Raw genomic sequence first — 20,445 nt, 5'->3', positions numbered from 1 at the left:
GTACCTCCTGAAACAAAAATGCTCTAAGTGACTGCTTCACTAACCATGACAAAAACCATGATTAAGAAGTCACTTAGAGCATACATCTCCGGCAGCGAGCTTATATTTCTTATATTGACGCAGGGCAAAATGATCCGGGTCTTTCTGTTCCAGCGCGTCAAAGAGAAGGTCAACGGCATTTTTGAACGACTCATCATCCTCACGGACTTCCATTGCGTTCAGCATTTCTACCAGTGTGGCAAAATTCTGTTCGTTTGCCGGAGCCTCATAATAGATATATCCGATCAGTGCCGTATAGAGCAGGGTTTCTGCCTTGACCCAGAAATCGTCTCCGGCTTTTCCTTCGCCTTTGGTATTGGCGATTAGGGTAGTGACGATCTTCAGAATATCTTTCTCGGAATGAATGTAGGCGAACGGGTTAAAGTGCATACTTTTCTGGAAATTGATCGTATTGAATACCCGTATTTTATAGGACTCATAGATGATCTTTCCTTTTTCATTACGCACAGGCTTTCCGTCCTTGTCCAGCTTTGGTGTGCCTCGCTGCAACATCTTTCCGCATTCCACAAGGACTGTACCTTTCGGATCGGTGACGACGTAGGAACTGTGCATTTGCATCAGATTGGGCTTGATGAAAAAGCGCGTTTTTCCCGAACCTGATCCTCCGACTACCAGTACATTTTTATTTCTTGCATTGGCCGGATTTTTGGGCCTTCCGTTTAACATCAGTCCTTCACTTTGGGTAAGAATGATATTGTTTTCCGGATTTGGGTCCATAAACGGGGCAATATCGGCTTTATTTCCCCATCTTGCAGAACCATATTCCACATTTTTGCGGTATTTCTTAGCGTCTTTCCCTCTAAGATAGACTGCCAGCCGCATAATGGCTGCACCGCAGAAACCGATCAGCCAGTCCATTGCCGCCCCCGGCCACATACTCTGAAACGCAAGGGCAAAGCCTTCGGACAGTCCTAACAGCTTTTGGGAAGCGTCTGCTCCGGGAGCCAGCCGCACCGCTTCGCCCAGCTTGGCAAATACCAGAAGGAACAGAACATAAGGCAGATGGAGAATGACCTGTTTTTTCAATGTTTCTGCATCAATCTTCATCGTTCCGGTCCTCCGTGTTCTTTGTTCTTTACACGGTCACGGCCAAGCGACTGTGCCAGTTCTTTGAACTTATGAAGCTGTATAAGCAGCGACGGTCTGGTGCTGCGTGTAAGGTCTTTCTTTGTATATTCCTTAAAAGCTGCCGTCAGTGCATCCGCCTGGTTTGCCTTGAAATATACCGTCCATTTTGGGGGATCGGTCCCAAGTTCCTTTTCTATATGGTAGCGTACCTGATGTTTTCTGGCATACCGTTCAAAAGAGCGGATTCGCCCTGAAACTTCAATGGTATTGGCTCCGGGGTCTTTATAAGTCAGCCGCTTCATGCTGTTGCGCCCGACTTTTGGCATTGTGCGTTCCTGTTCCATCTTTTGGAGTACCGCAGCAATAGCCGCACGCAGTACCCGCCCTGACAGTTTTGCTGCCTGTATAGAAACAGAAACCGTTCGTTGTTCGAGTTCTTCCTGCAAGAGCATCCTCCTTTCTGATAAAATCGGTATTTATAATATGGAAATAACTTTTTACCGGCTTTCCCCAAGAACCTGCTGTCGGGAAGCGTGTTCAAAGGCTTTTGCTGCCTGATCGACCTGAATTTTAGCATGTTTCAAAAGCGTCTTGATGATCGTAGCCGGGCGTTCCTGTTCCTCCAGATGATCGACCATCCCTTTGCACTCATCCGGGAGGTATGCCGCCATATCTTTCAACACATCGGAAAAGTTACCCATAAAGCCCCAGCAGCTATCCGACAGCTCCCCGTTTTTATAAAGCTCAAACCCATAACATTCGCCACGCAGATAGGAATCATAAGCGGCGACTTCGCTGCGCATCAGTGCGTCCGCTTTCTGCCGGATGGCGCCGGTCATCTTGTCAGCGTCAAATTCCTTTAGGGCATCTTCTTTGGAAACATAGATCCAGCCGACCTGTCCGCTGTCCCATTCTGCATGAGGAGCCCTGCCTGAGAAACTTTCTGTACTCATGGCAAGACCTGAGTGGTCGTAGAGATAGAGGGGGAGCATCAGATACTTTTCCGAAATTACTTTCTGCATTGCTTCATCGATCGCCCGTTCCTCTGTCTTTGGTCCATGCCGGAAACGGCTGCTTACAATGTTTACCATCCGTTCATAGCGTTTCATGCCGGCTTCATCATGTCCTACGGTATCTAAATACATTTCCCGCAGGAAGTCATCTTTGTCCATATGGTTGTGATGGTCGCCCAGCGCATAGCGGGGATGAAAGCATACCATCGTCCCAAAATGTTCATCTACCTCACGGGGAGAGATCAGAATATCGTCCGGCTGCACCATAAGGGCATAAGGTTCATTTACTGCCATTAACATAATTGGCTCCTTTCTTTCTACAAATCCGGGCCGGAATGGTGCATCATCGGTTTTTCCCGGTGCTCATTGGTTGCAGGCTGCTTGACTGCAATGATCTCGCCGGCAAGCCTTGCAAATTTTTCAGGGTACTTAAACTGCTCCCCATATTTCTCCATCAGATCCGGGGAAAGGTCTGTAAAATTTTCCTCGCCAAGACCAACGATCAGAAAATTCCCGGACACAATATCATAGATGTGGCCGTCATCGTCAAAGAGAGCTCGGTTCAAAGGCAGCCCCATCAGCTTGCCTTCTTCATTGCAGATCAGAGCCACCGGGTCCTCATACGGATAGACCGCCTGAATATCTCCGCCCACTGCCGCCTGCAAGGATTTCAGACCACTTTCGATCTCCGCAGCATAAGGGGACTTGCCCGGCTCTACCATTAACACTTTCATAATTGTATATCCTCCTTCTTTTTCATTGCCGTACCGGGAGTGGTTGGCGTTTTTTCCTGAGTTTTTGCCACAGAGAGCTTCCCCAGGACGGAAGGCTTCTCCTGGTTTTCGGGTGTAAAAATACCGCCCTCCGAAACCTCGGCGGCGGCATGTTCCGTTTTGGCCTGTTCCAGTCCTTCAACCGTATAGCCAGGTAAAAGAGTACCGTGAACCATAAAATGGTGCTCATATTCTTTCGGGATCGGCGGGGAAATTTCCGTGAATAAATGGGAATAGGCTTTCTTTCGCCCGTCCAGGTATTTTATGGCTGCGTTCTTATCTGTATATCGTTTCTGGTTTTGTCCGGCAATCTTTGCTCCATATCCCTGCTTCGGGGAATGAATACGGACTTCCCATGTCACATACCAGGCAATCGGAACACTCTGTTTGGTTTCTCTGTCATATTTCGTATCTTCCCAAATACTGCAGGTCATCTGATAGACCCGGTTGCTGATTTTCTGATCCGCCCTCCAGTTATCGGTGTCTTTCCACTGGTTGCCGGTATGTTCGATCTCCGGTGTACGAAGATATTCCAAAGCCCGGTTGATCGTCTGTGTTGCCGCTGCCTGCTGTTCCCACTGTTTTGCAGCAGCCACCACGATTTCATAGGCTTTCTGCTCCCCGTCAATACTTCCCTGGCGCATGGCTTCCAGGCTATCGGTTCCCATTGTGATCAGAGTAGAAATATCCACATTTTCACAAACTACGCTGTGTTCAATTTTAAGCTCTGATCCCGGCGTCAAGTGGTCGCCATACCGGTAGGCATGGTAATCTCTGTTTTCTTCCAAAATGCTGTTCACCTCCTGCTATATTTCCGGCTCATGGTTTTTTCTGAAAATCGTCTGTGCCGGTGATTTTTTATCTGCCGGTCTGTTTGCCGCAAGCTGATCCATCACGGAAGGACGGCCGACGCCGAACATGGATAGCTGACCGTCCGCTGCCTCACGAAGTTCAGAAACAGAGAGAGGAAGCGTTACATCGGCATGGGTCAATAGCTGTTCCCGTTTCAAATCCTGAATGATCTCGTCAAAAACAGCGTTGATCGCACGGCGTTCTTCCCCCACAGGAAAGGCTTTCAATACCTCCATTTCTCCGTCTTTACCGGAAACCAGGGTAAGGGCACAGTCGGCATGGCCTGCCAGATAATCCGATGTGTAGGGCAGTTTGTCCTTGATATAACAGGCAAAGGCTCTGGCTGTCATTTCCACATTGCTGTCCCAATAACCGCCGTCTTTTTCACATTCTTTTCCCATGCGTACCGAATTACGGTAAAAATCAGTTTCCGTCCGTCCAATCTGCGGAGCTTCCTGCGCCTGCATCCTGGAAAGCATACGCTCAAAAATTTCCAGCCGTTCCCGTTCACTTTTGGGAATTACCCGGCCGGTAACATTCTTCTTAAATGCGCTGATCTGTCCCACAGAGCCGGGTTCGCCGGACAAAAATGCTTCCCGCAAGACTGCGTAGGTTTCCATCTGTTCCTCATTGCCATACCGTTTCAGAGAGGCAAGAACCGAGGAATCCAGCCAGCTTGCCGCATTTTTCCGGGTGCGTTCTGTTTGTGCTTCCGTGCGCTTTGCTGCCTGTTCCGGTGTTTCCGGTTTATACTTCATGGTGTCAATGAGTTTTTGGAACGGCGCATAGAGGCGGGGCTGTTCTGACAGCATCCCTTTTGCGCCCATCTTTGTACCAAGATAATCGTCAAGTCCATGCCACCATTCATGTGCCAGCGAACCGGCCCCGTGCATTTTCGTAAGATTGATGACTGTACGCAAAGGTTCATAATGAGCCGCAGCATTGCCGCTGCCTCTTGCACCAAAAGCGATAGCAAGCGTTCCCTGATAAGCAATATCTTTATCGCTGATCTTAAGGGCTGACGCCAGATCCTTTAGTGCTTCAAATCCCATGTTAAGGGAGGTCTGACGGTCGTTCTGGTTCATCCAGTTTCCAAACTCGCCGCCACGGAATCCAAATGTATCAAGATAATGCTGTCCGGTGATCTCCACGCCATTCCGATAATCCGGGCCGGTACGTTTGACATGGGCGAGCTGGGGAGGGACAAACCGGATCTTCCCATTTTTGTTCCTGCCTTTGGCAAGTTCCTGCACCCATTTCAGGGCAGCTTCTTTGGTCTCAAAATTGGTCCGCAGGATCGAATAGCCTTTTGTCACATAGTAGGTACCGGGTTTCCAGTCCTCATTTTTAGAATAGGTATGTTTCCCGTCGTTGAAGTGGATCGCATAACCTTTCGGTATTTTCTGCTCTTTGGAAACACAAAACTGTTCCTTTTTTGCTTTCTGAGTAAAGTTGCGCTCAAAATATTCAGCCGAGCGGATCAGCATAGTATTGGATAATTTGTTTGTAATCACGGGATTGTCCTGACCCTTTTTCGTTGCCCGGTAATGGATTCCGCTTACCCAGCCCTGTACCTTTTCTAAATATCCATTGTCAACGAAAAAGCGGTCATAGGCTCTCATGGCATCCTCCACAGTACGGACATCTGAAAGCACTGTCTGCAATTCCCGGACTGTTTTTATATACTCCTTTTGCCTCGCAGTCCGTTTTTCCGGGGTGTCATCCGTGCGGTAATACTGAGGAGAGGCGTTTAAGCCGTCCCTTGCTTTTTTGATAAAATAGACCACGCCAAGAGGAATCCCTTCCTCCAGCATGGCTGCATAGTCCGGCTTTTTCCAGACATTATCCTTTTTCACAAATTTTTCGGCTTCGCGCTCATTCATGGCTTCCAGATCATCCGCATACAGCCCGCGGTCTTTCCACAGGTCTTTTTTCGCACCGCCGATCTTTTCACCGAAATCTTCATGCACTCCTGCCAATCTTCATCACCTCCAGTCAGTGTAAAATTCTTATCGCTCCGGGGCAGGGCGACGTTCTTCGTTTTTGTGAAGTTGTGGGAGGTTTCCTGTGAGCCGGTCAGTTTCCCTGCGGATCAGTTTGTCCAGAGCGCCTAAATCCTCTGGTGCAATGGCAAACTCCCGGTAATTTTCATACCACAGGCCCGTAGAGATTGCCGCGATGGGCGCAATTTTCTCCGAACCGGATGGAAGAAGGCGATACACAGGGGCTTCGTCATAAAGAAGCATCTGCTTTGCCGTTCCCTGTGGTATGCGGTACTTATCCATATCCGGGTTCTGGGCTGCCTCCATATATTGCATATTCAGGCGTTCTTCTAAATCCTGGGGCATATAACGAAATGCCTGATCCATCCACTGTCTGAACATCGTGGAATAGTGGTACTGCCATTCCGTAACTTGATTCGGGGCATAAGAAAACCCCCAACTTTTCAGAGCATCTTTTTCGTAAAGCTCCATTTCAGTCCATTCTTTCAGGCTGACCGTAGCCGCTGAACCATCTTTGCGTTCGATATTGACGCCGCAAGGATAGAGGATATTTCTTTTTATATCCTGCCGCAGCGTGTCTAAATCCATCATCAGGACATCTCCGTACAAGTGACCGCCCTCTCTGCGATCCGTATGAAACAGGAAAGCCCTCGCTCCGATAAACTCCGTTGTTGAGATCATTTGATAAAGATCCGCCGTAGAACAATAAGCAAACAAAGCGTCGGAAAGCCATATGTGATTTTTTCCCATGATGGCAATGGAATCAGCCCCGGTATTTGTCGCCAGAGAACGCATATTAAATTCGCATTCCCTAAGAAAATCTCCGGCAAAAATATGGAGCTCATACGCAAAGACGGATAAGTCTGTATCACGGATCAAATGAATCTGCGGTAGTGGTTCCTGATTCAATCAAATTCCTCCTTTCATGTGAAGCAGCTCTTTGACCTGCTCATTTTCCGCAAACGGCTGGCTATCTGTCTCCGCCATTTAATCAATCCCTCCCATCTGCCGGTAGCTGCCCGCCGGCAATCTTGCCGACAATCTCCGGACCGGTTTCATAAATCTGCATGAGGCGTTTTGCTGTGCCGCAGGGCTGTGCAGCTCCGCTGGTCCAAAGACGCACTGTGGATGGGGCAACATTCATCAAAAGAGCAAAGCCCTTTTCGTTCATGTCCAGCTTTTTCATCAGCGATTTAACCATATCGGGGCCGTAGTCTGGACACCGGGAAGCCTCGGCAATCATCTGCAAAGCGGTATTTTCAATTTTTTTCATTTTCAAATCCTCCTGTTATTTGTTTTCCAGCCTTATGCCGGAGCAAAGCTGATCTGGTTGTGTTTCATCCTTTTGGCAAAATCCGGCAGCGAATAATTTACCCCGTCAATTTCTGCATGGGTGTCATCCAGACGATGACAAACAGCAAAGTGCCTGTCCCCGTTTCCATAGAACAGGCAGAGTAAACCATTGTCGGGAATGGAAAACAGCGCTTTTCCGGCGCTGTCTGTAAAGCAGATATGTTGAGATCCATTCATGTTGAAATCCTCCCTAAATTGAAACAGCCGCCTCTTTTGGGCGGCGTTGGTGCTGGCTGGTTTGCAGTTGTTCCCGAACCAGCAGCAATTTCTCATTGTAATCTTTTCCCATCCGGGGAGGGTTGACACTTACCCGGATATGACGGAAACGTTTATCCTCGTGAAGCATGGTCTTGATTTTCCGGGCATTGACAAATCCGGCAAGGTCGTGGTCCATATAAAGGGTAACACGCCGTATCTCCGGGTGGCGTTCCAGGAAAGAAGTCAGCGCCACATGGGAAGTACCGCCCAAAGACAAGCGATAACCATTCCATTTCCATCCCTCCAGCTCTTGAAGTGTCGCATGGGAAAGCGCATCAATAGGAGCTTCAAAGACTGCCACATGCCGGCTGCCCGGACTTTGCGGGGGATAACAAAAGTTATATCCTTTGTCGCTGCCATAGACATCCTTTTTGAGATTGCCGCTGATACTGCGCATACAGGCAAACTTCGCTTTCCCGGAATCATCTTTCCCAACAAACACACAAACCGGTTCTCCATGATACCGGGCTTCGTAAAAAATCCCGGCTTGTAAACACTGGCGAATGACTTCTGAGCTGATCCCCCGTTTCTGCAAATAGGAGACCGCAGCGGTCGCGCAACGTCTGGCCCAGGGGAGAGCGAATGTTTTCTTTTCCGGCTCTTTTGATACCTGTATTTCTGCCGTACTTCGGTAAGCCGGTTCCTGTGGGATTTCGCCACCTACCAGAGCATGAACCGCATCCACAAGACCATATCCCCGAATCTGGATCAGGTAGTCCAGCGCATTGATACTCCGTCCGCGGCTGTTCCAGTACCAGTACCTTTTCCCGGTCACATATACCAGACTGTCATGCTCCTTATGCCGGAAATTAGGTCCATCCTGTTTCAGCACGCCGGGTTCATGGAATTGCAGGTAAGTAAACAAGTCAGCTTCCCGCGCTGCCTGAATCTGTTCTTTGGTTACGCCGGGCATAGTACCGGCACAGTGTTTCTTTTCATTGTGCTTTGCCTCCTTCCTGTGATGAAATGAAAAAAGACACCCAAAGGTGCCTAACAGCCGTACAGGTCGTGATTGACCTCGGCACGGTAATAGCTGTCCATTGTAGCCGGGGCATTATACAGCGCCGCCAGCAGATACGCTTTGATGTTTCCGACCTTCGTTGTGTTCTTGTCGATACAGTCAAAGACATACTCTAAGTGGCCGGAATTGATCTTCAGGAACCGGCTCTTGACGATCTCCCTCGGAAAATCATCTCCGGCAATGCGAATGTAAGGGCGTTTCGACAAAATCACTTCAAGCATAAGTTCAAGGGCTTCATCCAAACGTTCCCTGCCATACCGTAAGACCAGTAAGTCATATTCAATATTTTCTTTGATGATTTCACGATAGGCTTCTATCAGCTCTATCCGATCCATCCCATCCGTGCGGTTTGCCGCTTCCGGCTCTGCCGGATAGATTGATGGATAAGTTATTGATTTATCTTTTTTTGATTTTTTTGTTTTTAATGGATTAGTATTTAATTGTGCCGGATTTTCCTGTTCAGGTTCCGCCTGTTTAGGTTTTGCCTGTTCTGGTTTTACCTGTCTTGGATTTTCCCGTTTAGGTGAAAGCCCTGTGTTTTCGGTACTTACAGGCTGCTCATGGATCGTATATTCAATGTCTCCCAACTGCCCGTTATCATAGCGGAGGCGCTGTCTGGTGAGATAACCATGCCGCTCCAGTTCCTTCAGGGCAGTAGTGATAGAATCCACACCATCCTTGCAGATATGGGCGAGTCCCTTTGTGGTATAATCCCAATCTTCCGGCAGCGACAACATAAGTGATAAAAGCCCCTTTGCCTTTAAGGACAACTCCGTATTGCGCAGATGGTGATTGCTCATTATCGTAAAGTCCTTTGTTTTCTCTACACGGAATACTGCCATTGTACCGCCTCCTTTCTTCGACTATTCCGTTACAAGGCATGATCCCTGCGGTCATAATGGAGATGACCGTCAGAGACCTTCGCATGGTTTTTCAGTTTCACTTCGCCCCGTTCCTGGCTCTCTAAAAATTTCTGATAGCCGGCATCTGTAAGGAACAAGCGCATCTTATCGCCTTTGTCGCCAACAGGGGAATCGTAAGACAATACATCAAAGACGATCATGTGCTTTACTTCTGGATCAAAGCGTTCAAGTGCCATGATGTCATGCCCCTTCAATTTTTCTGCCCCTGATTGTTGTCTGGCCTCGGCGATCTTTTCTCCAATCGTCCGGGCTGGATAGGGCAGACGGTAATTCTTCTGAATATCTTTTACCAAGTCCATGCACTCTGCATTTGACAGAACACGAAGTTTTGCCATAAGACCTTCTGCCGCCTCCCGCTGTTCGGAATTATTTGAATACCGCACGGTCATATAAAGTTCATTCAGGATCTTTGTCTGATAATCGCCCTCCACTTGAAAGAGCAGCTTTTTTTCCATTTCGTTTAATTCCATGTGGATCTCCTTTCTCTCGAAAATGAGTATGAAAAAAGGGCGTCCACCTATAAAAGTGAAACGCCCACGGCAACCAGCGGTCAGACATAAAGCCGGACCGCTGGCACTATTAAATTTTGTCGTTAATAAAACAGCCTCCTTTTTTCTTTATAGTTTTCGTCAATTTTCAACTTGGAAAAGGAATTGAATAAAAGACGACAAACGCTCAAACCCCTTGAAAATAAAGGCTTTTTCTGTTTGTCGTTATTATACCGTAACGGCATTCCCATGTATCGTTATTGATCAATATGGGATTTACGGTATTGGCAATCGCAGACCGAATGGGACATGAGAGCATTGATATCACTTACCGATATGCACATTTGTTTCCAAGTGAGCAGACACAGATGGCAGAACAGCTGGATATTGAAAGGATGGAAAAATTAAATGGAGAAAAATCTGGACAGTAAAGGAAGATGGAGAAACAAAATCGTAGCATTCCGGGTATCCCCGGCAGAAGCAGAGCAAATTGATGCATGTGTCCGATTATCAGGACTTAGCAAGCAGGACTATATCACAAAACGATTAACTGATCGGGAAATTGTGGTACAGGGAAATCCAAGAGTGTATAAAGCATTGCGAAATCAGATGGCAGAGATTTATGAAGAATTGAAACGTCTGGAAAAATGCAGTGAGGAAAATGAAGAGTTGCTGAGTACCCTGAGATTGGTCGCTGAGACATTGTATGGATTGAAAGGGGAAAATGAATGACAGCAAAAGAAAAAATGACTGCTCCGATTGCATCTGTTGGCGCAGATGTGGAACAGCCATCAAGTAATAAATTAACCAACCAAAGTATAGCAGATTTGCCCGGTAAGGGCAATCTGCAAGCCACAAATAATGCGGAAAATACAGCAAAATCAGCAAATAAAAAGAATTTAGATGATCTGGAAACCGTTTCTATGATGGAATTATACGATACTGCATATCCACCAAAACTGCCGATTGTAGATGGACTTCTATATAACGGAACTTACCTGTTTGTTGGTTCGCCGAAAATTGGAAAATCATTCTTTATGGCACAGATCGGGTATCACATCAGTAAAGGACTTCCATTGTGGGGATTTACAGTTAGGCAGGGAACGGTTCTCTATCTGGCATTGGAAGATGATTATGCAAGATTGCAGAAGCGATTATCACAGATGTTTGGAATGGAAGGCAGTGAGAATTTTTATTTTGCTACAAAATCAAAATCGCTCAATGACGGACTGGAAAGGCAGCTTGTAACATTTGTGACGGAGCATAAAGACGCAAGACTGATTATCATTGATACTCTTCAAAAAGTGCGTGAAGTTGGTGGAGATAAATTCAGTTATGCCAGCGATTATGAGATTGTAACAAAGATAAAAGCATTCAGTGATAAATATGGCATCTGTTTTCTGGTTGTGCATCATACAAGGAAAATGGAATCTTCAGATAGTTTCGATATGATTTCCGGTACGAATGGTCTACTGGGAGCTGCGGATGGAGCATTTGTTATGCAGAAAGAAAAGCGTACAGATAATAAAGCAGTTCTGGAAGTGGCAGGGCGTGACCAGCAGGATCAGAAACTGTGGTTGAATTTTAATCGGGAGAGATGTGTCTGGGAACTTACCAAGACAGAAACAGAACTTTGGAAAGAACCAGAAGATCCAGTGTTGGAAAAAATCAAAGAACTTGTAACAGAAACTACGCCAGAGTGGGCAGGAACAGCAACAGAGCTTGTGAAAGTATTGCAGGTGGAAATGCAGCCGAACGCATTATCACGAAAATTAAATGTCAGCCTGGAACGATTGATTCTGGAATATGGAATCCAATATAAAGCGGAACGAGGACATGATGGAAGAAAGATCAGATTAACCTTTGTTGGAAAACAAGCGTGACGATATGTGACGGTTGTGACGGTATTTTATATAGCGTGACGGTAGTGAAAATATCGTCACTATCGTCACGGAAAGGAGAAACATGGAAAGAAAATCACAGGTACAGATATCAAAAGGTTTATTACTGGCATTGTTCCAGCATCATCTTGCCAGGAACGAGGAATATTTGCCGGAGATAGAAAAAGCATTGATGGAAAAATTAGACAGTATGGTAAAGCGTCAGTTATATACAACATTCAAAACAGCACCAACCGAGGAAGAACGAGAAAAGGCGAGACAGGAATATTTGGATAAGTGCGGAATGCATGAGGACTTTCGTTGGTAAAGATTCTGTTTGATGACCTTATGACAGGAGCGTGCCACGCACCTGTAGATAACAAACAAAGAGAAGGTCTGTAAGGTGCAGTCGGTAGTTGATTGGCGAAGAAAAACATTTTCAAAAGGGGGCCCTGATTCAGGGCGTCCCTGCGGAAACGATAAATGAAGGGAGAATGACACCATGAGAGAAGGAAGATTAGGTTACAACAGTTATAACAAAAGATATGGATTATTGTCATCAGACTTATGGATTGATCCAGGATTTCACTGCGGAGAATGTCTGGAAGTTCTGGTTGATGATCAGTGGGTAAAGACACGAATGGAAATGAATCTGGCGAGGGAATGGTATTTGGTTGGAACACCGTATTGCGAAGATCTGGAGTATGTACGGGCAAGGATACCGGAATAAAGCAGACAGGAAGAGAAATAGCCGTTTGGTTGTTAGGGGTAAAAAATAAGCCCGGATACGGGCAGAAAAAAGAGGGCGGATACGCCCAAAATGAAAAGTTAAAGCCAAGTTATGGTAGATGTAGGAAGCATCTCACAAAGCCCTCGGCGTTTGAGAGCGAAATACACCATCGCACAAATCAAAGATTTGTACTCAGGATATTTCGCCCTGCCGGGAGCTATTGTAGACGAAAACGGTAGTTAGTTCGTAAACGGATGCTGATGCATCCACTCACAAATAATATGGCAGAATTTATTTTGCCGAAGACAAGGAGGGAGTGCCTATCGGAAGAAATTCATTTATTCAAATGACAAAACTAAGCAATGTAAAAGGCAGGATCACTTATATATCCAGTCACGCAAAACAGGAAAATCTTTATGCAGTTTATGAAACCACAGAACGGAAATTTTGGCGTGAACTTGCAAAATGTAATCAGGAAGAATTTGCTAAAAGTGGAACAGAAGGAAAATGCATTGAAGCAAGAGAACTGATCATTGCTTTGCCAGAGAGTTTTACAGAATATCAGCCGGATAGATTGCTACAGCTTTTTACAAATCATTTTAAGCAGAATTATGGAATGGAGTGTATCGCTGCTTTGCACCACAATAAAAGAAAGACCAATTATCACATTCATCTGATATTTGCAGAACGGAAGTTATTAGACGAACCAATCATCAAGACTGCTAGCAGAAATATGTTTTATGATGAAAATGGGAAGCATGTCCGAACCAAGAAAGAGATATTGGGAGAAGATGGTGAGATACGAGAAGGCTGCAGTATCGTGAAAAAAGGAGAAGTATATGAGAAAAAATTGTTTACAGTGAAAGAGGAACGCTTCAAGAGTAATTCATTTCTGGATGAGGTAAAGCATTCTTATACAGACTTAATTAATATTTACGTGAAAGATGAGAATCAGAAGTTACAAGTGTTTGAACGTGGCAGTATTTATCTTGCAACAAAGAAAATTGGAAAAAATAATCCGAAAGCACAGGAAATAGAAGCGGATAACCAAAAACGCCGGGAATGGAACAGAGCTGTTGATATGGCATTGATTAGTGGAGTGCCGGAATCGAAGATAATGGAAGTGAAGCGGAAAGAAATCACGGAGCCAATCAGGGAATCAATTGCCCGGCGTGGAAACAGACCACGATTATTTTCCAGAGTTGTAACAGTGGCGGTCGAGGCATTGGAGTTTTTGATAGCAAGTGTGCTGTTTAAGAAGCCCAGGGAAGTGCCGGAGCAGACAAGTGTGGCACAGACAGAGCGAACGGAAGCCGAACACCAAGAGCATGTTGCTGAAAATAGCATGGCAGCAATCAAGACAACAAAAGAAGAAAAGGCAGAATCGGAACAACCTAAAATGACGAGGCTTGCATCAAAGTATCCGAAACTATTTAAAGTGAATAAAGAACTGGAAGATCAAAACGGTGCAATTCAACAGAAACAAAAACAGCTTTCTGCAAAGAAGAAAGAACTGTCAGAGGTCACGGGATGGTTTAAAGGAAGAAAGAAAAAAGAATTGCAGAAAGAAATTGATGAACTGAAAAGTCAGATCAGAGATATGAAAGATTACCTTCCAAGGATTGTACAGAAAATCGGATATAGAAGTGTACAGGAATTTTTAAAAGATTTTAAGGATTCTCAATCTGAGTATAGCCAATATCGAACTGCAATAGAAAAATGGAAGAAAGAAACAGGAAAAGAGCCAGTAGCACATGGTATTAGGGCGAAGCTGGCTGAAAAGAAACAAGAAATACAGAATGAACAGAAAAATAAACAGCATACCCGTAGTCAGAACAAAAATCGGGGAGCAAGATAGGAGGACAATCATGGAGAAACACATTATGGGAGAAAATGGAATCGGTTATACTTTAGGAGAGGATGGTCTGTATTATCCAGACCTATATCTCCCGGAAGAGACAGAGTATCCGATTGGGAAGTATGGAATGTTGAGAAAAACTTATTTGAAAGATCATCGGAAAGGATTATATCTGGAACTGGTGCTTGCCGGGAAGTTGAATGAGCATTTGCATCAGATTGACGAGGAGTGTAATCAGATGATGGACAGACTGGTGGAGCAGATGAAAGAAAAGCAGGGAGTGACGGAAGAACTGAAGATGCAGAATCAGATGGCATGGGTTGGGAGAATGAATAATATCCGGGCTTGTGCGGAGGAGATGATATTGAAAGAAATTGTGTGTGAATAAAGAATTTGGGTGGTAATATTTACCACTCTTTTTCTTGGGTATTTGTAAAAATTCAATGGAGTAATTAAGCTAAATGTGGTAAAATTTAGATAAAATTATATCATTGAAAAGCCTATTTAATAGGGGTGTATAATTACGAAAATTCATTGAGTGAGTGTTGGAATGTAAATAAGATAATTAATTTGGAGGGACAAAAGATGTATAGATATTTTCTGGGAGCATTTGGTAATAAGAGTTTTATCCGTCCTCAATACGAGATTATGGAAGATGGCAAATTAAGAGGAATTGAAGATAGGTGGGGAGAATTTCCAAATGGTGGAACAGTTTCACTTACTGGTATATCTGATAGTGATACAGAAAGTATAAAAAATAGATTATTACAATTTAAGATTGATTTTAATAGAGATTTACATCCGGGGTATGCACCTTATACTGATAATAGTAATAAATATCAGATTCCTTTCAATGCAATAGATGATTTTGATAAGGATGAAGTTGTTGAAATTATAGATATTGATTATGCAATTGAGGATTTTATAAACGACAAAACAAAAAGAACTATCAGGATTAAGCATCGACCTAATAAACAGATTCTTTTGAGATATGCACAGGATTGTTATGGACCATTCGAATTTATGATTTCTGATATCGAAGATTCATATGGCGATGAATCATATTATACTATTAAAGTATTTGTAAATAGTGGAACTATAAATAGATATAGAAATTCAGATATAGAAAAAATTATTATGGATGGATACTTTTCAATCAGACGAAATGATCGCATAGAATTTATCTATAATATTAGTGATTTAAAAGCTATTGAGCCTGAAGAAAAAATAGAGTATATTGACAATGAAGAACTTGCTGACTTTTTTAAAACTCTTTTAAATAAATCATCAGAAATCGATAATTTGGCTGGAATACGAGAACAGTTTTTGGAATTGGCAGATTCTTTTTCTGAAGAAGGTCAATTAACGGATAACAGAATAAAAAGAATATGTGAGTTATTACAGACGTCAGTAGATTTAAGTGATTATAAGGTACGTTTAACGGAAGAATATTTTAAAAACAACCCTAATGCAAAATCAGATAAAGAAGAGTATTTAAGAACACATGAAGAATTATTAACCAATGTTGTTCGTGAAGATGTTCATTACGAAGAAAAGAAAAAAGAAATTTTAAGCGAGTTAAATATTTTAGAAAAGAAAAGAGAAGAGCTCGTAACAGAAATAGAGGAAGGAAATCAAAAATTAAGTGATAAACAGGCTGAATTGGAAAAACTTGGAGAACAAGCGATTGAGCAGAAAAAACAAGAAATAGAAAGTTTAGTATCAGAAAATAGAAAAGAATTAGAAGATGTACAAATTGCAATTGAAAAGGCAAAAAAAGAAGCAAAACAGTTTGAAGCAGATAGAGATACATGGAAAAGGGCTTGTGATTCTATAAAAGATGAATATAGAACGGTATCCAATGATTTAAATACTAAAATTATTGAATGGGCTGCAAATAATCGAACTTCAGAAATAACTAAATTATTAGTTTCGCAATTGGAAATGCCAGAAGAAACAGTAGAAGAAAATGTTTTAAGTAGAATGGTTAATTTAAAAAAGGATGTGGATGCCGATGAAATAGTAGCCATTCTTTGTAAAAAATTTGAAGAAGCGGGGCGTGTAATTAGTAAAGATGATGCTTACAATTATTTGATAAGCATAGTACAAAATTATATAACTGTTTTTGCAGGTGAACCGGGAACTGGAAAAACTTCATTGTGTAAATTGTTAGCTAAAGCACTTGGATTATATGATTCTAGATTTGCAGAAATCCTTGTTGAAAGAGGCTGGACTTCTTCAAAAGATTTAGTGGGGTATTATAATCCATTAACTAAAGAGATAGAAAGTACTCAACCGAGATTTTCAGAGTGTATGAAAAAATTGAATGAGGAAAATGCGAATAACATAGTTGAAGCACCTTATCTTGTGTTGCTTGATGAAGCTAATTTAAGCCCAATAGAATTTTATTGGTCTAATTTTAATTATTATTGTGATGATCCTACACATCAAGTTGTTTCATATTCAAATGGGGAAAAATATGAATTTGGTTCAGAGTTAAAATTTCTTGCAACTATTAATTATGATCAAACAACTGCGGATCTTTCACCAAGATTTCTTGATCGAGCATGGGTTATATCTATGAATCCAGTTTCTGTAGATGTTATTGTCTCAGGGTTGATGGATGATTCGGTTGTTGAGAATAATAGTGAAGTAATTTCGTTAGAAACATTAAACAATATCTTTGATTGGCATAACGTCAAGGATAAAAAAATGAATCAGATTACAAAGACTAGATTAGATAGAATAATTGATAAGATGAAAGAAGGTGGACATACAATAAGTGCAAGAAGTATTCACTTAATAAGCCATTATTATCTGGTTGCTGAAATGTTTATGTCATCAAAAGAAGTTGCGCTTGATTATGCTATATCCCAGAAAATACTTCCTTGTATTAACGGAAATGGAAAACAGTATAAAGAGTTTTTGAATGGGTTAATGACTATTTGCAAAGAAAATCAATTAAATAAAAGTGCAAGTATTGTTTCTAAAATCCTCGAAAAATCAGAGCATGAATTTTATAGTTTCTTTAGTTTATAAAATAAAGGGGATGTCAACATGAAGTTATGCATAGTTAAGCCAGATGGTACTGTTGCAGAAATCTTGTTGCGTGATCGTCAACCATCTTTCGAAGCATTTAATAATGAACAATTATTTTTTGAAAATTATCAATACAAATTTATTTTGCGTGAAATAGAAGAGTATGAGAATGTAGAGATATTTGTGGGAGACTATTCAGTACCTATACATTATAAGGCATCTACGGATTGGTATGAAACGGATCAAGATTTAGTTTTTGGTGGTTGTTTTGATTTGGCATATATAAGTGTGTGGGTAAGCGAAAAAGAGGGAAAAGAAGAACGTTTTTACACGGATTTTCTTCGAATTGCTACTACTAAACAAACGACAAGACAAGTTGAACAGATGCTAGATGAAATAGAAAAAAATATTCCTAATTTTTTGGAGGTATGTTTTAGTCGTAACAAAAAAAATTCAGGACTTAAGAATGACAGTACAAGATCTATTTGGAATACACTTAAATTGGTAGATGAAATTATAAAGACTTACGAAGAGAATTATGATTCTTTTTTTAATCATAAGAAGTCCTTTGTAGAACCTGTAGCCAGTGTAGAAGATGTAAGATCAATGAGAGTAGTAAATCAAGAAAGTTTAAGGTGGATTGCGTGCAATCCAGATAATCTTGTGAAAACTGATAAAAAAACAGGAATAAATTTTAATGGTTACAATTATATGCCATCGAAAATAAAAACATATATTTCTAAGTATTCTTATAATGTGTATGAAAATAGAGTTATATTAGGATTTTTAAAAAATGTCATTGATTATTTAGAAAATCAAATTATAGGATTTGCTAAAGAAATTGTAGAGGTAGAAAACATACCTGAATCAATAGTTGCACAATTGCCAAATACGCATGCGCTTACAGGAAAATGCGTTTATGTTTATTATAAAGGCGTGGTGGATAGATTTTCTGAAAAAAAAGATATTTTGGAAGAAATATATTATAGGTATGAAAAAATTTTAAAGTGTATACCAGAGGATATATATGGATTGCCTAAGCTTACGAATACATTTAAACAAATATATCATTATCGAATCTGTTATGAATGTATGGCAAAATGGTTTGAAGCAGGGGATTATACTTTTGATCATTTAAATTATTTATTCAAACTAAAAACACTAAGCCGAATTTTTGAATATTATTGTTTGATAAAAATTCAAAACGCAATTGCTTTGTGCGGATTTATTTTGCAAGATTCAGACCGAATTATATATGATGTAGAAGATGATTCTGAAAATATCAATAACCAATATATATTTGAAGGTAATGGATATGAAATAACATTATTATATGAACCATCTATTTGGATAGATAGAAGTAATGCATGTACTAATTTGTATTCAACAGGTTACAATTTTATAAAAAGTAAGTGGAATGATAGATGGACCCCGGATTTTGTATTGAAAATATCTGGTAATTATAAAGATTACTATTATATACTGGATGCTAAATATTCAAATTTCTATAATGTGAAAAGGCGATATATTCCAGCGTTAGTTTTGAAATACGGAACACAAATAGCATCTAAGGACAAGTTTTTTTCAGATGTAATAGGAATTGGAGCGATATATCCTAGTAAGGAAGACAAAATATATTATTTTAAGAAAAATGCAATTAATTCACTGAAGCATTCACTTCCGCAATACTTTTCTTTGACAATTGTCGATGGAGATGTGGGAACGCAAATTCTTAAAGAGCAAATAGAAAAATTATTCAAAGTTGTTGATATACTTGAGGAGGAATGTGAGAATATAGATTCTTCTAAAAAAGAAATGAGTTTGAATAATTTTGAAATTGAGCACGAGAAGATAGAGAATGAGCCAAAGACAGAGGTAGAGAAAAAAGAGAAAAATGATAGCTTAAATATTAATGTTAGTGGAAAAAATTGTTTCTATTATGCCAAAAATATCTGTCTCTGTCAAAAAAAACCATGTACAGTTATTAACGCTCCATGTAAACATTATATTCCAAAAAAATCTAGAGAACTGTTAAAGGAAGATAGTTGCAGAAATTTAATTCAATATGTGAAGCGGAACAAGCCAAATGGTAGGGTAGAATGTTCGATTTCAGGTTTGCCGGGATGTATTGGTGCGGAGCAATGCAAATTTTATTTAAAAAAGAATGTACATAAATAAATTGATTGACACCATATGCGACACCACGTATAATATGAATAGGAGGTATAATAAATGTCAAAGTGGGATAAACTGATAACACGTATATGCAATTTATCGAAAGACCTCCGGTTTGATGAGTTACGGAAGGTATTGGAAAGCTATGGTTACGAAATGAATGCACCAAGAAATGGAAGTAGTCATTATACTTTCAGAAAGCAAGGGTGTATGCCAATTACAATACCAAAGCACGAACCAATCAAGAAAGTATATGTAGAAATGGTAAGGCAGATTGTAGAAAGCGAGGCGAAGAATGATGAAGACGCTGAATGATTATATGGCAATGTCCTATCGTATGGAAATTGTGGAAGATAAAGATGAAGGCGGATTTGTAGTTTCTTATCCGGATTTGCCTGGTTGCATTACTTGTGGTGAGACAGTGGAGAGTGCGGTAGCAAATGCACTGGATGCAAAAAAAGCATGGATTGAAGCTGCATTAGAAGAAGGCGTAGAGATTCATGAACCAGATAGTTTGGAAGATTATTCTGGGCAGTTTAAATTGAGAATTCCACGAAGTCTGCACAGATCACTGGCAGAACATTCTCAGCGGGAAGGAATCAGCATGAATCAATATTGTGTGTATCTACTTTCCAGAAATGATGCAGTGTTCTCAAAATAAATGTTGTCAAACTTATCTACACCATTTACAATAAGCTGGCAACAAATTGGCAACAGAAAATCAGTGAGCCAAAATAATATATGCAACAGAAATAAAATAACGGCAAAAAAGATGTAAAACTTAAACAAATATATTTAAGAATATCTTTGGATTTGCCGAGTTTGAATAATTTTCAAAAGCTCGCAAAGCCTAGTAAAATGGGCATTTGCGAGCTTATTTTTTGCCTTGTGGTACTATTTTGGTACTAAAGTGCATATTGCGAAGCTAAACGGCCGTCTTTGCGGAGCAAA

The 20,445-nt window shown here is 41.5% G+C and carries 21 protein-coding genes and 2 pseudogenes; 11 read left to right on the top strand and 12 right to left on the bottom strand.

Annotated features, from left to right (window positions below):
* Positions 1-87: 87 nt before the first annotated feature.
* The 12 genes and pseudogenes from DW677_RS11610 to DW677_RS11555 all read right to left on the bottom strand — a co-directional run.
* Positions 88-1,107, bottom strand: a pseudogene (locus tag DW677_RS11610) (type IV secretory system conjugative DNA transfer family protein); the annotation flags it as partial.
* On the bottom strand, positions 1,104-1,580 hold the full coding sequence (locus DW677_RS11605; protein ID WP_005361074.1) for a PcfB family protein: 477 nt from the start codon (positions 1,578-1,580) through the stop codon (positions 1,104-1,106). The gene DW677_RS11605 and the pseudogene DW677_RS11610, both read right to left, overlap by 4 nt.
* Positions 1,581-1,625: 45 nt before the next feature.
* Entirely contained in the window at positions 1,626-2,441 is an 816-nt protein-coding gene (locus DW677_RS11600; RefSeq protein WP_005361071.1) for a hypothetical protein, read from the bottom strand.
* Between the two features lie 17 nt (positions 2,442-2,458).
* The gene (locus DW677_RS11595) at positions 2,459-2,875 is read right to left on the bottom strand and encodes a DUF3846 domain-containing protein (RefSeq protein ID WP_005361068.1); all 417 of its coding nucleotides are present in this window, start codon (positions 2,873-2,875) and stop codon (positions 2,459-2,461) included.
* Positions 2,872-3,702 (bottom strand): hypothetical protein, encoded by an 831-nt coding sequence (locus DW677_RS11590; protein ID WP_025580367.1) that lies wholly within the window; start codon positions 3,700-3,702, stop codon positions 2,872-2,874. The genes DW677_RS11595 and DW677_RS11590 overlap by 4 nt, the downstream gene beginning before the upstream one ends.
* A gap of 18 nt (positions 3,703-3,720) precedes the next feature.
* Complete coding sequence (locus tag DW677_RS11585) at positions 3,721-5,649, bottom strand: LPD1 domain-containing protein (RefSeq protein WP_227135388.1); 1,929 nt, start codon at positions 5,647-5,649, stop codon at positions 3,721-3,723.
* A 126-nt stretch (positions 5,650-5,775) separates the two neighbouring features.
* Positions 5,776-6,678, bottom strand: coding sequence for a hypothetical protein (locus DW677_RS11580; RefSeq protein WP_117468897.1), 903 nt, complete (start codon positions 6,676-6,678; stop codon positions 5,776-5,778).
* A gap of 82 nt (positions 6,679-6,760) precedes the next feature.
* Positions 6,761-7,042: a hypothetical protein gene (locus DW677_RS11575; RefSeq protein ID WP_005361060.1), complete on the bottom strand. Its 282-nt coding sequence runs from the start codon at positions 7,040-7,042 to the stop codon at positions 6,761-6,763.
* Positions 7,043-7,074: 32 nt separating this feature from the next.
* Positions 7,075-7,299 (bottom strand): hypothetical protein, encoded by a 225-nt coding sequence (locus DW677_RS11570; protein WP_055156485.1) that lies wholly within the window; start codon positions 7,297-7,299, stop codon positions 7,075-7,077.
* A 13-nt stretch (positions 7,300-7,312) separates the two neighbouring features.
* Complete coding sequence (locus DW677_RS11565; protein ID WP_242992161.1) at positions 7,313-8,245, bottom strand: DUF3991 domain-containing protein; 933 nt, start codon at positions 8,243-8,245, stop codon at positions 7,313-7,315.
* A 125-nt stretch (positions 8,246-8,370) separates the two neighbouring features.
* Positions 8,371-9,243, bottom strand: coding sequence for a DUF6017 domain-containing protein (locus DW677_RS11560; RefSeq protein WP_005361053.1), 873 nt, complete (start codon positions 9,241-9,243; stop codon positions 8,371-8,373).
* A 29-nt stretch (positions 9,244-9,272) separates the two neighbouring features.
* On the bottom strand, positions 9,273-9,794 hold the full coding sequence (locus DW677_RS11555) for a DUF5720 family protein (protein ID WP_005361050.1): 522 nt from the start codon (positions 9,792-9,794) through the stop codon (positions 9,273-9,275).
* A gap of 257 nt (positions 9,795-10,051) precedes the next feature.
* Here DW677_RS11555 and DW677_RS18785 point away from each other — a divergent pair.
* The 11 genes and pseudogenes from DW677_RS18785 to DW677_RS11500 form a co-directional block, all read left to right on the top strand.
* Positions 10,052-10,243 (top strand): annotated as a pseudogene (locus tag DW677_RS18785) (site-specific integrase); the annotation flags it as partial.
* Positions 10,221-10,544, top strand: coding sequence for a mobilization protein (locus tag DW677_RS11545; protein ID WP_117567329.1), 324 nt, complete (start codon positions 10,221-10,223; stop codon positions 10,542-10,544). The pseudogene DW677_RS18785 and the gene DW677_RS11545, both read left to right, overlap by 23 nt.
* A complete protein-coding gene (locus DW677_RS11540; RefSeq protein ID WP_117567327.1) occupies positions 10,541-11,695 on the top strand; it encodes an AAA family ATPase in 1,155 nt (384 codons plus the stop codon). Before DW677_RS11545 ends, DW677_RS11540 begins: the two co-directional genes overlap by 4 nt.
* 82 nt (positions 11,696-11,777) lie before the next feature.
* Positions 11,778-12,020, top strand: a complete 243-nt coding sequence (locus DW677_RS11535) for a complexin-2 (RefSeq protein WP_117567325.1) — start codon at positions 11,778-11,780, stop codon at positions 12,018-12,020.
* Between the two features lie 174 nt (positions 12,021-12,194).
* Complete coding sequence (locus DW677_RS11530) at positions 12,195-12,422, top strand: DUF5348 domain-containing protein (protein ID WP_117567323.1); 228 nt, start codon at positions 12,195-12,197, stop codon at positions 12,420-12,422.
* A gap of 316 nt (positions 12,423-12,738) precedes the next feature.
* Positions 12,739-14,280, top strand: a complete 1,542-nt coding sequence (locus tag DW677_RS11525; RefSeq protein WP_347473171.1) for a MobA/MobL family protein — start codon at positions 12,739-12,741, stop codon at positions 14,278-14,280.
* A 10-nt stretch (positions 14,281-14,290) separates the two neighbouring features.
* On the top strand, positions 14,291-14,668 hold the full coding sequence (locus DW677_RS11520) for a TnpV protein (protein WP_117567321.1): 378 nt from the start codon (positions 14,291-14,293) through the stop codon (positions 14,666-14,668).
* A 197-nt stretch (positions 14,669-14,865) separates the two neighbouring features.
* Positions 14,866-17,319: an AAA family ATPase gene (locus DW677_RS11515; protein ID WP_117567319.1), complete on the top strand. Its 2,454-nt coding sequence runs from the start codon at positions 14,866-14,868 to the stop codon at positions 17,317-17,319.
* Between the two features lie 18 nt (positions 17,320-17,337).
* Positions 17,338-19,497, top strand: coding sequence for a nuclease domain-containing protein (locus tag DW677_RS11510; protein WP_117567317.1), 2,160 nt, complete (start codon positions 17,338-17,340; stop codon positions 19,495-19,497).
* A gap of 54 nt (positions 19,498-19,551) precedes the next feature.
* Positions 19,552-19,809 (top strand): type II toxin-antitoxin system HicA family toxin, encoded by a 258-nt coding sequence (locus tag DW677_RS11505; RefSeq protein ID WP_117567315.1) that lies wholly within the window; start codon positions 19,552-19,554, stop codon positions 19,807-19,809.
* Positions 19,793-20,155 (top strand): type II toxin-antitoxin system HicB family antitoxin, encoded by a 363-nt coding sequence (locus DW677_RS11500; RefSeq protein WP_117567313.1) that lies wholly within the window; start codon positions 19,793-19,795, stop codon positions 20,153-20,155. Before DW677_RS11505 ends, DW677_RS11500 begins: the two co-directional genes overlap by 17 nt.
* The last annotated feature ends 290 nt before the right edge of the window (positions 20,156-20,445 follow it).

Origin of the sequence: Clostridium sp. AM25-23AC, assembly GCF_003435125.1 — a bacterium.
In the GTDB taxonomy this organism is placed as follows: Bacteria; Bacillota; Clostridia; order Lachnospirales; family Lachnospiraceae; genus Pilosibacter; species Pilosibacter fragilis.
This window is presented reverse-complemented; position numbering and strand designations above follow the sequence as displayed.

Bases quoted from the DNA above. Each gene is read 5' to 3' on its own strand.
- DW677_RS11585 (WP_227135388.1), bottom strand. From the start codon at position 5,649: ATGAATGAGCGCGAAGCCGAAAAATTTGTGAAAAAGGATAATGTCTGG.
- DW677_RS11500 (WP_117567313.1), top strand. From the start codon at position 19,793: ATGAAGACGCTGAATGATTATATGGCAATGTCCTATCGTATGGAAATT.
- DW677_RS11575 (WP_005361060.1), bottom strand. From the start codon at position 7,042: ATGAAAAAAATTGAAAATACCGCTTTGCAGATGATTGCCGAGGCTTCC.
- DW677_RS11505 (WP_117567315.1), top strand. From the start codon at position 19,552: ATGTCAAAGTGGGATAAACTGATAACACGTATATGCAATTTATCGAAA.
- DW677_RS11520 (WP_117567321.1), top strand. From the start codon at position 14,291: ATGGAGAAACACATTATGGGAGAAAATGGAATCGGTTATACTTTAGGA.
- DW677_RS11595 (WP_005361068.1), bottom strand. From the start codon at position 2,875: ATGAAAGTGTTAATGGTAGAGCCGGGCAAGTCCCCTTATGCTGCGGAG.
- DW677_RS11535 (WP_117567325.1), top strand. From the start codon at position 11,778: ATGGAAAGAAAATCACAGGTACAGATATCAAAAGGTTTATTACTGGCA.
- DW677_RS11560 (WP_005361053.1), bottom strand. From the start codon at position 9,243: ATGGCAGTATTCCGTGTAGAGAAAACAAAGGACTTTACGATAATGAGC.
- DW677_RS11545 (WP_117567329.1), top strand. From the start codon at position 10,221: ATGGAGAAAAATCTGGACAGTAAAGGAAGATGGAGAAACAAAATCGTA.
- DW677_RS11555 (WP_005361050.1), bottom strand. From the start codon at position 9,794: ATGGAATTAAACGAAATGGAAAAAAAGCTGCTCTTTCAAGTGGAGGGC.
- DW677_RS11570 (WP_055156485.1), bottom strand. From the start codon at position 7,299: ATGAATGGATCTCAACATATCTGCTTTACAGACAGCGCCGGAAAAGCG.
- DW677_RS11530 (WP_117567323.1), top strand. From the start codon at position 12,195: ATGAGAGAAGGAAGATTAGGTTACAACAGTTATAACAAAAGATATGGA.
- DW677_RS11600 (WP_005361071.1), bottom strand. From the start codon at position 2,441: ATGTTAATGGCAGTAAATGAACCTTATGCCCTTATGGTGCAGCCGGAC.
- DW677_RS11510 (WP_117567317.1), top strand. From the start codon at position 17,338: ATGAAGTTATGCATAGTTAAGCCAGATGGTACTGTTGCAGAAATCTTG.
- DW677_RS11605 (WP_005361074.1), bottom strand. From the start codon at position 1,580: ATGCTCTTGCAGGAAGAACTCGAACAACGAACGGTTTCTGTTTCTATA.
- DW677_RS11515 (WP_117567319.1), top strand. From the start codon at position 14,866: ATGTATAGATATTTTCTGGGAGCATTTGGTAATAAGAGTTTTATCCGT.
- DW677_RS11540 (WP_117567327.1), top strand. From the start codon at position 10,541: ATGACAGCAAAAGAAAAAATGACTGCTCCGATTGCATCTGTTGGCGCA.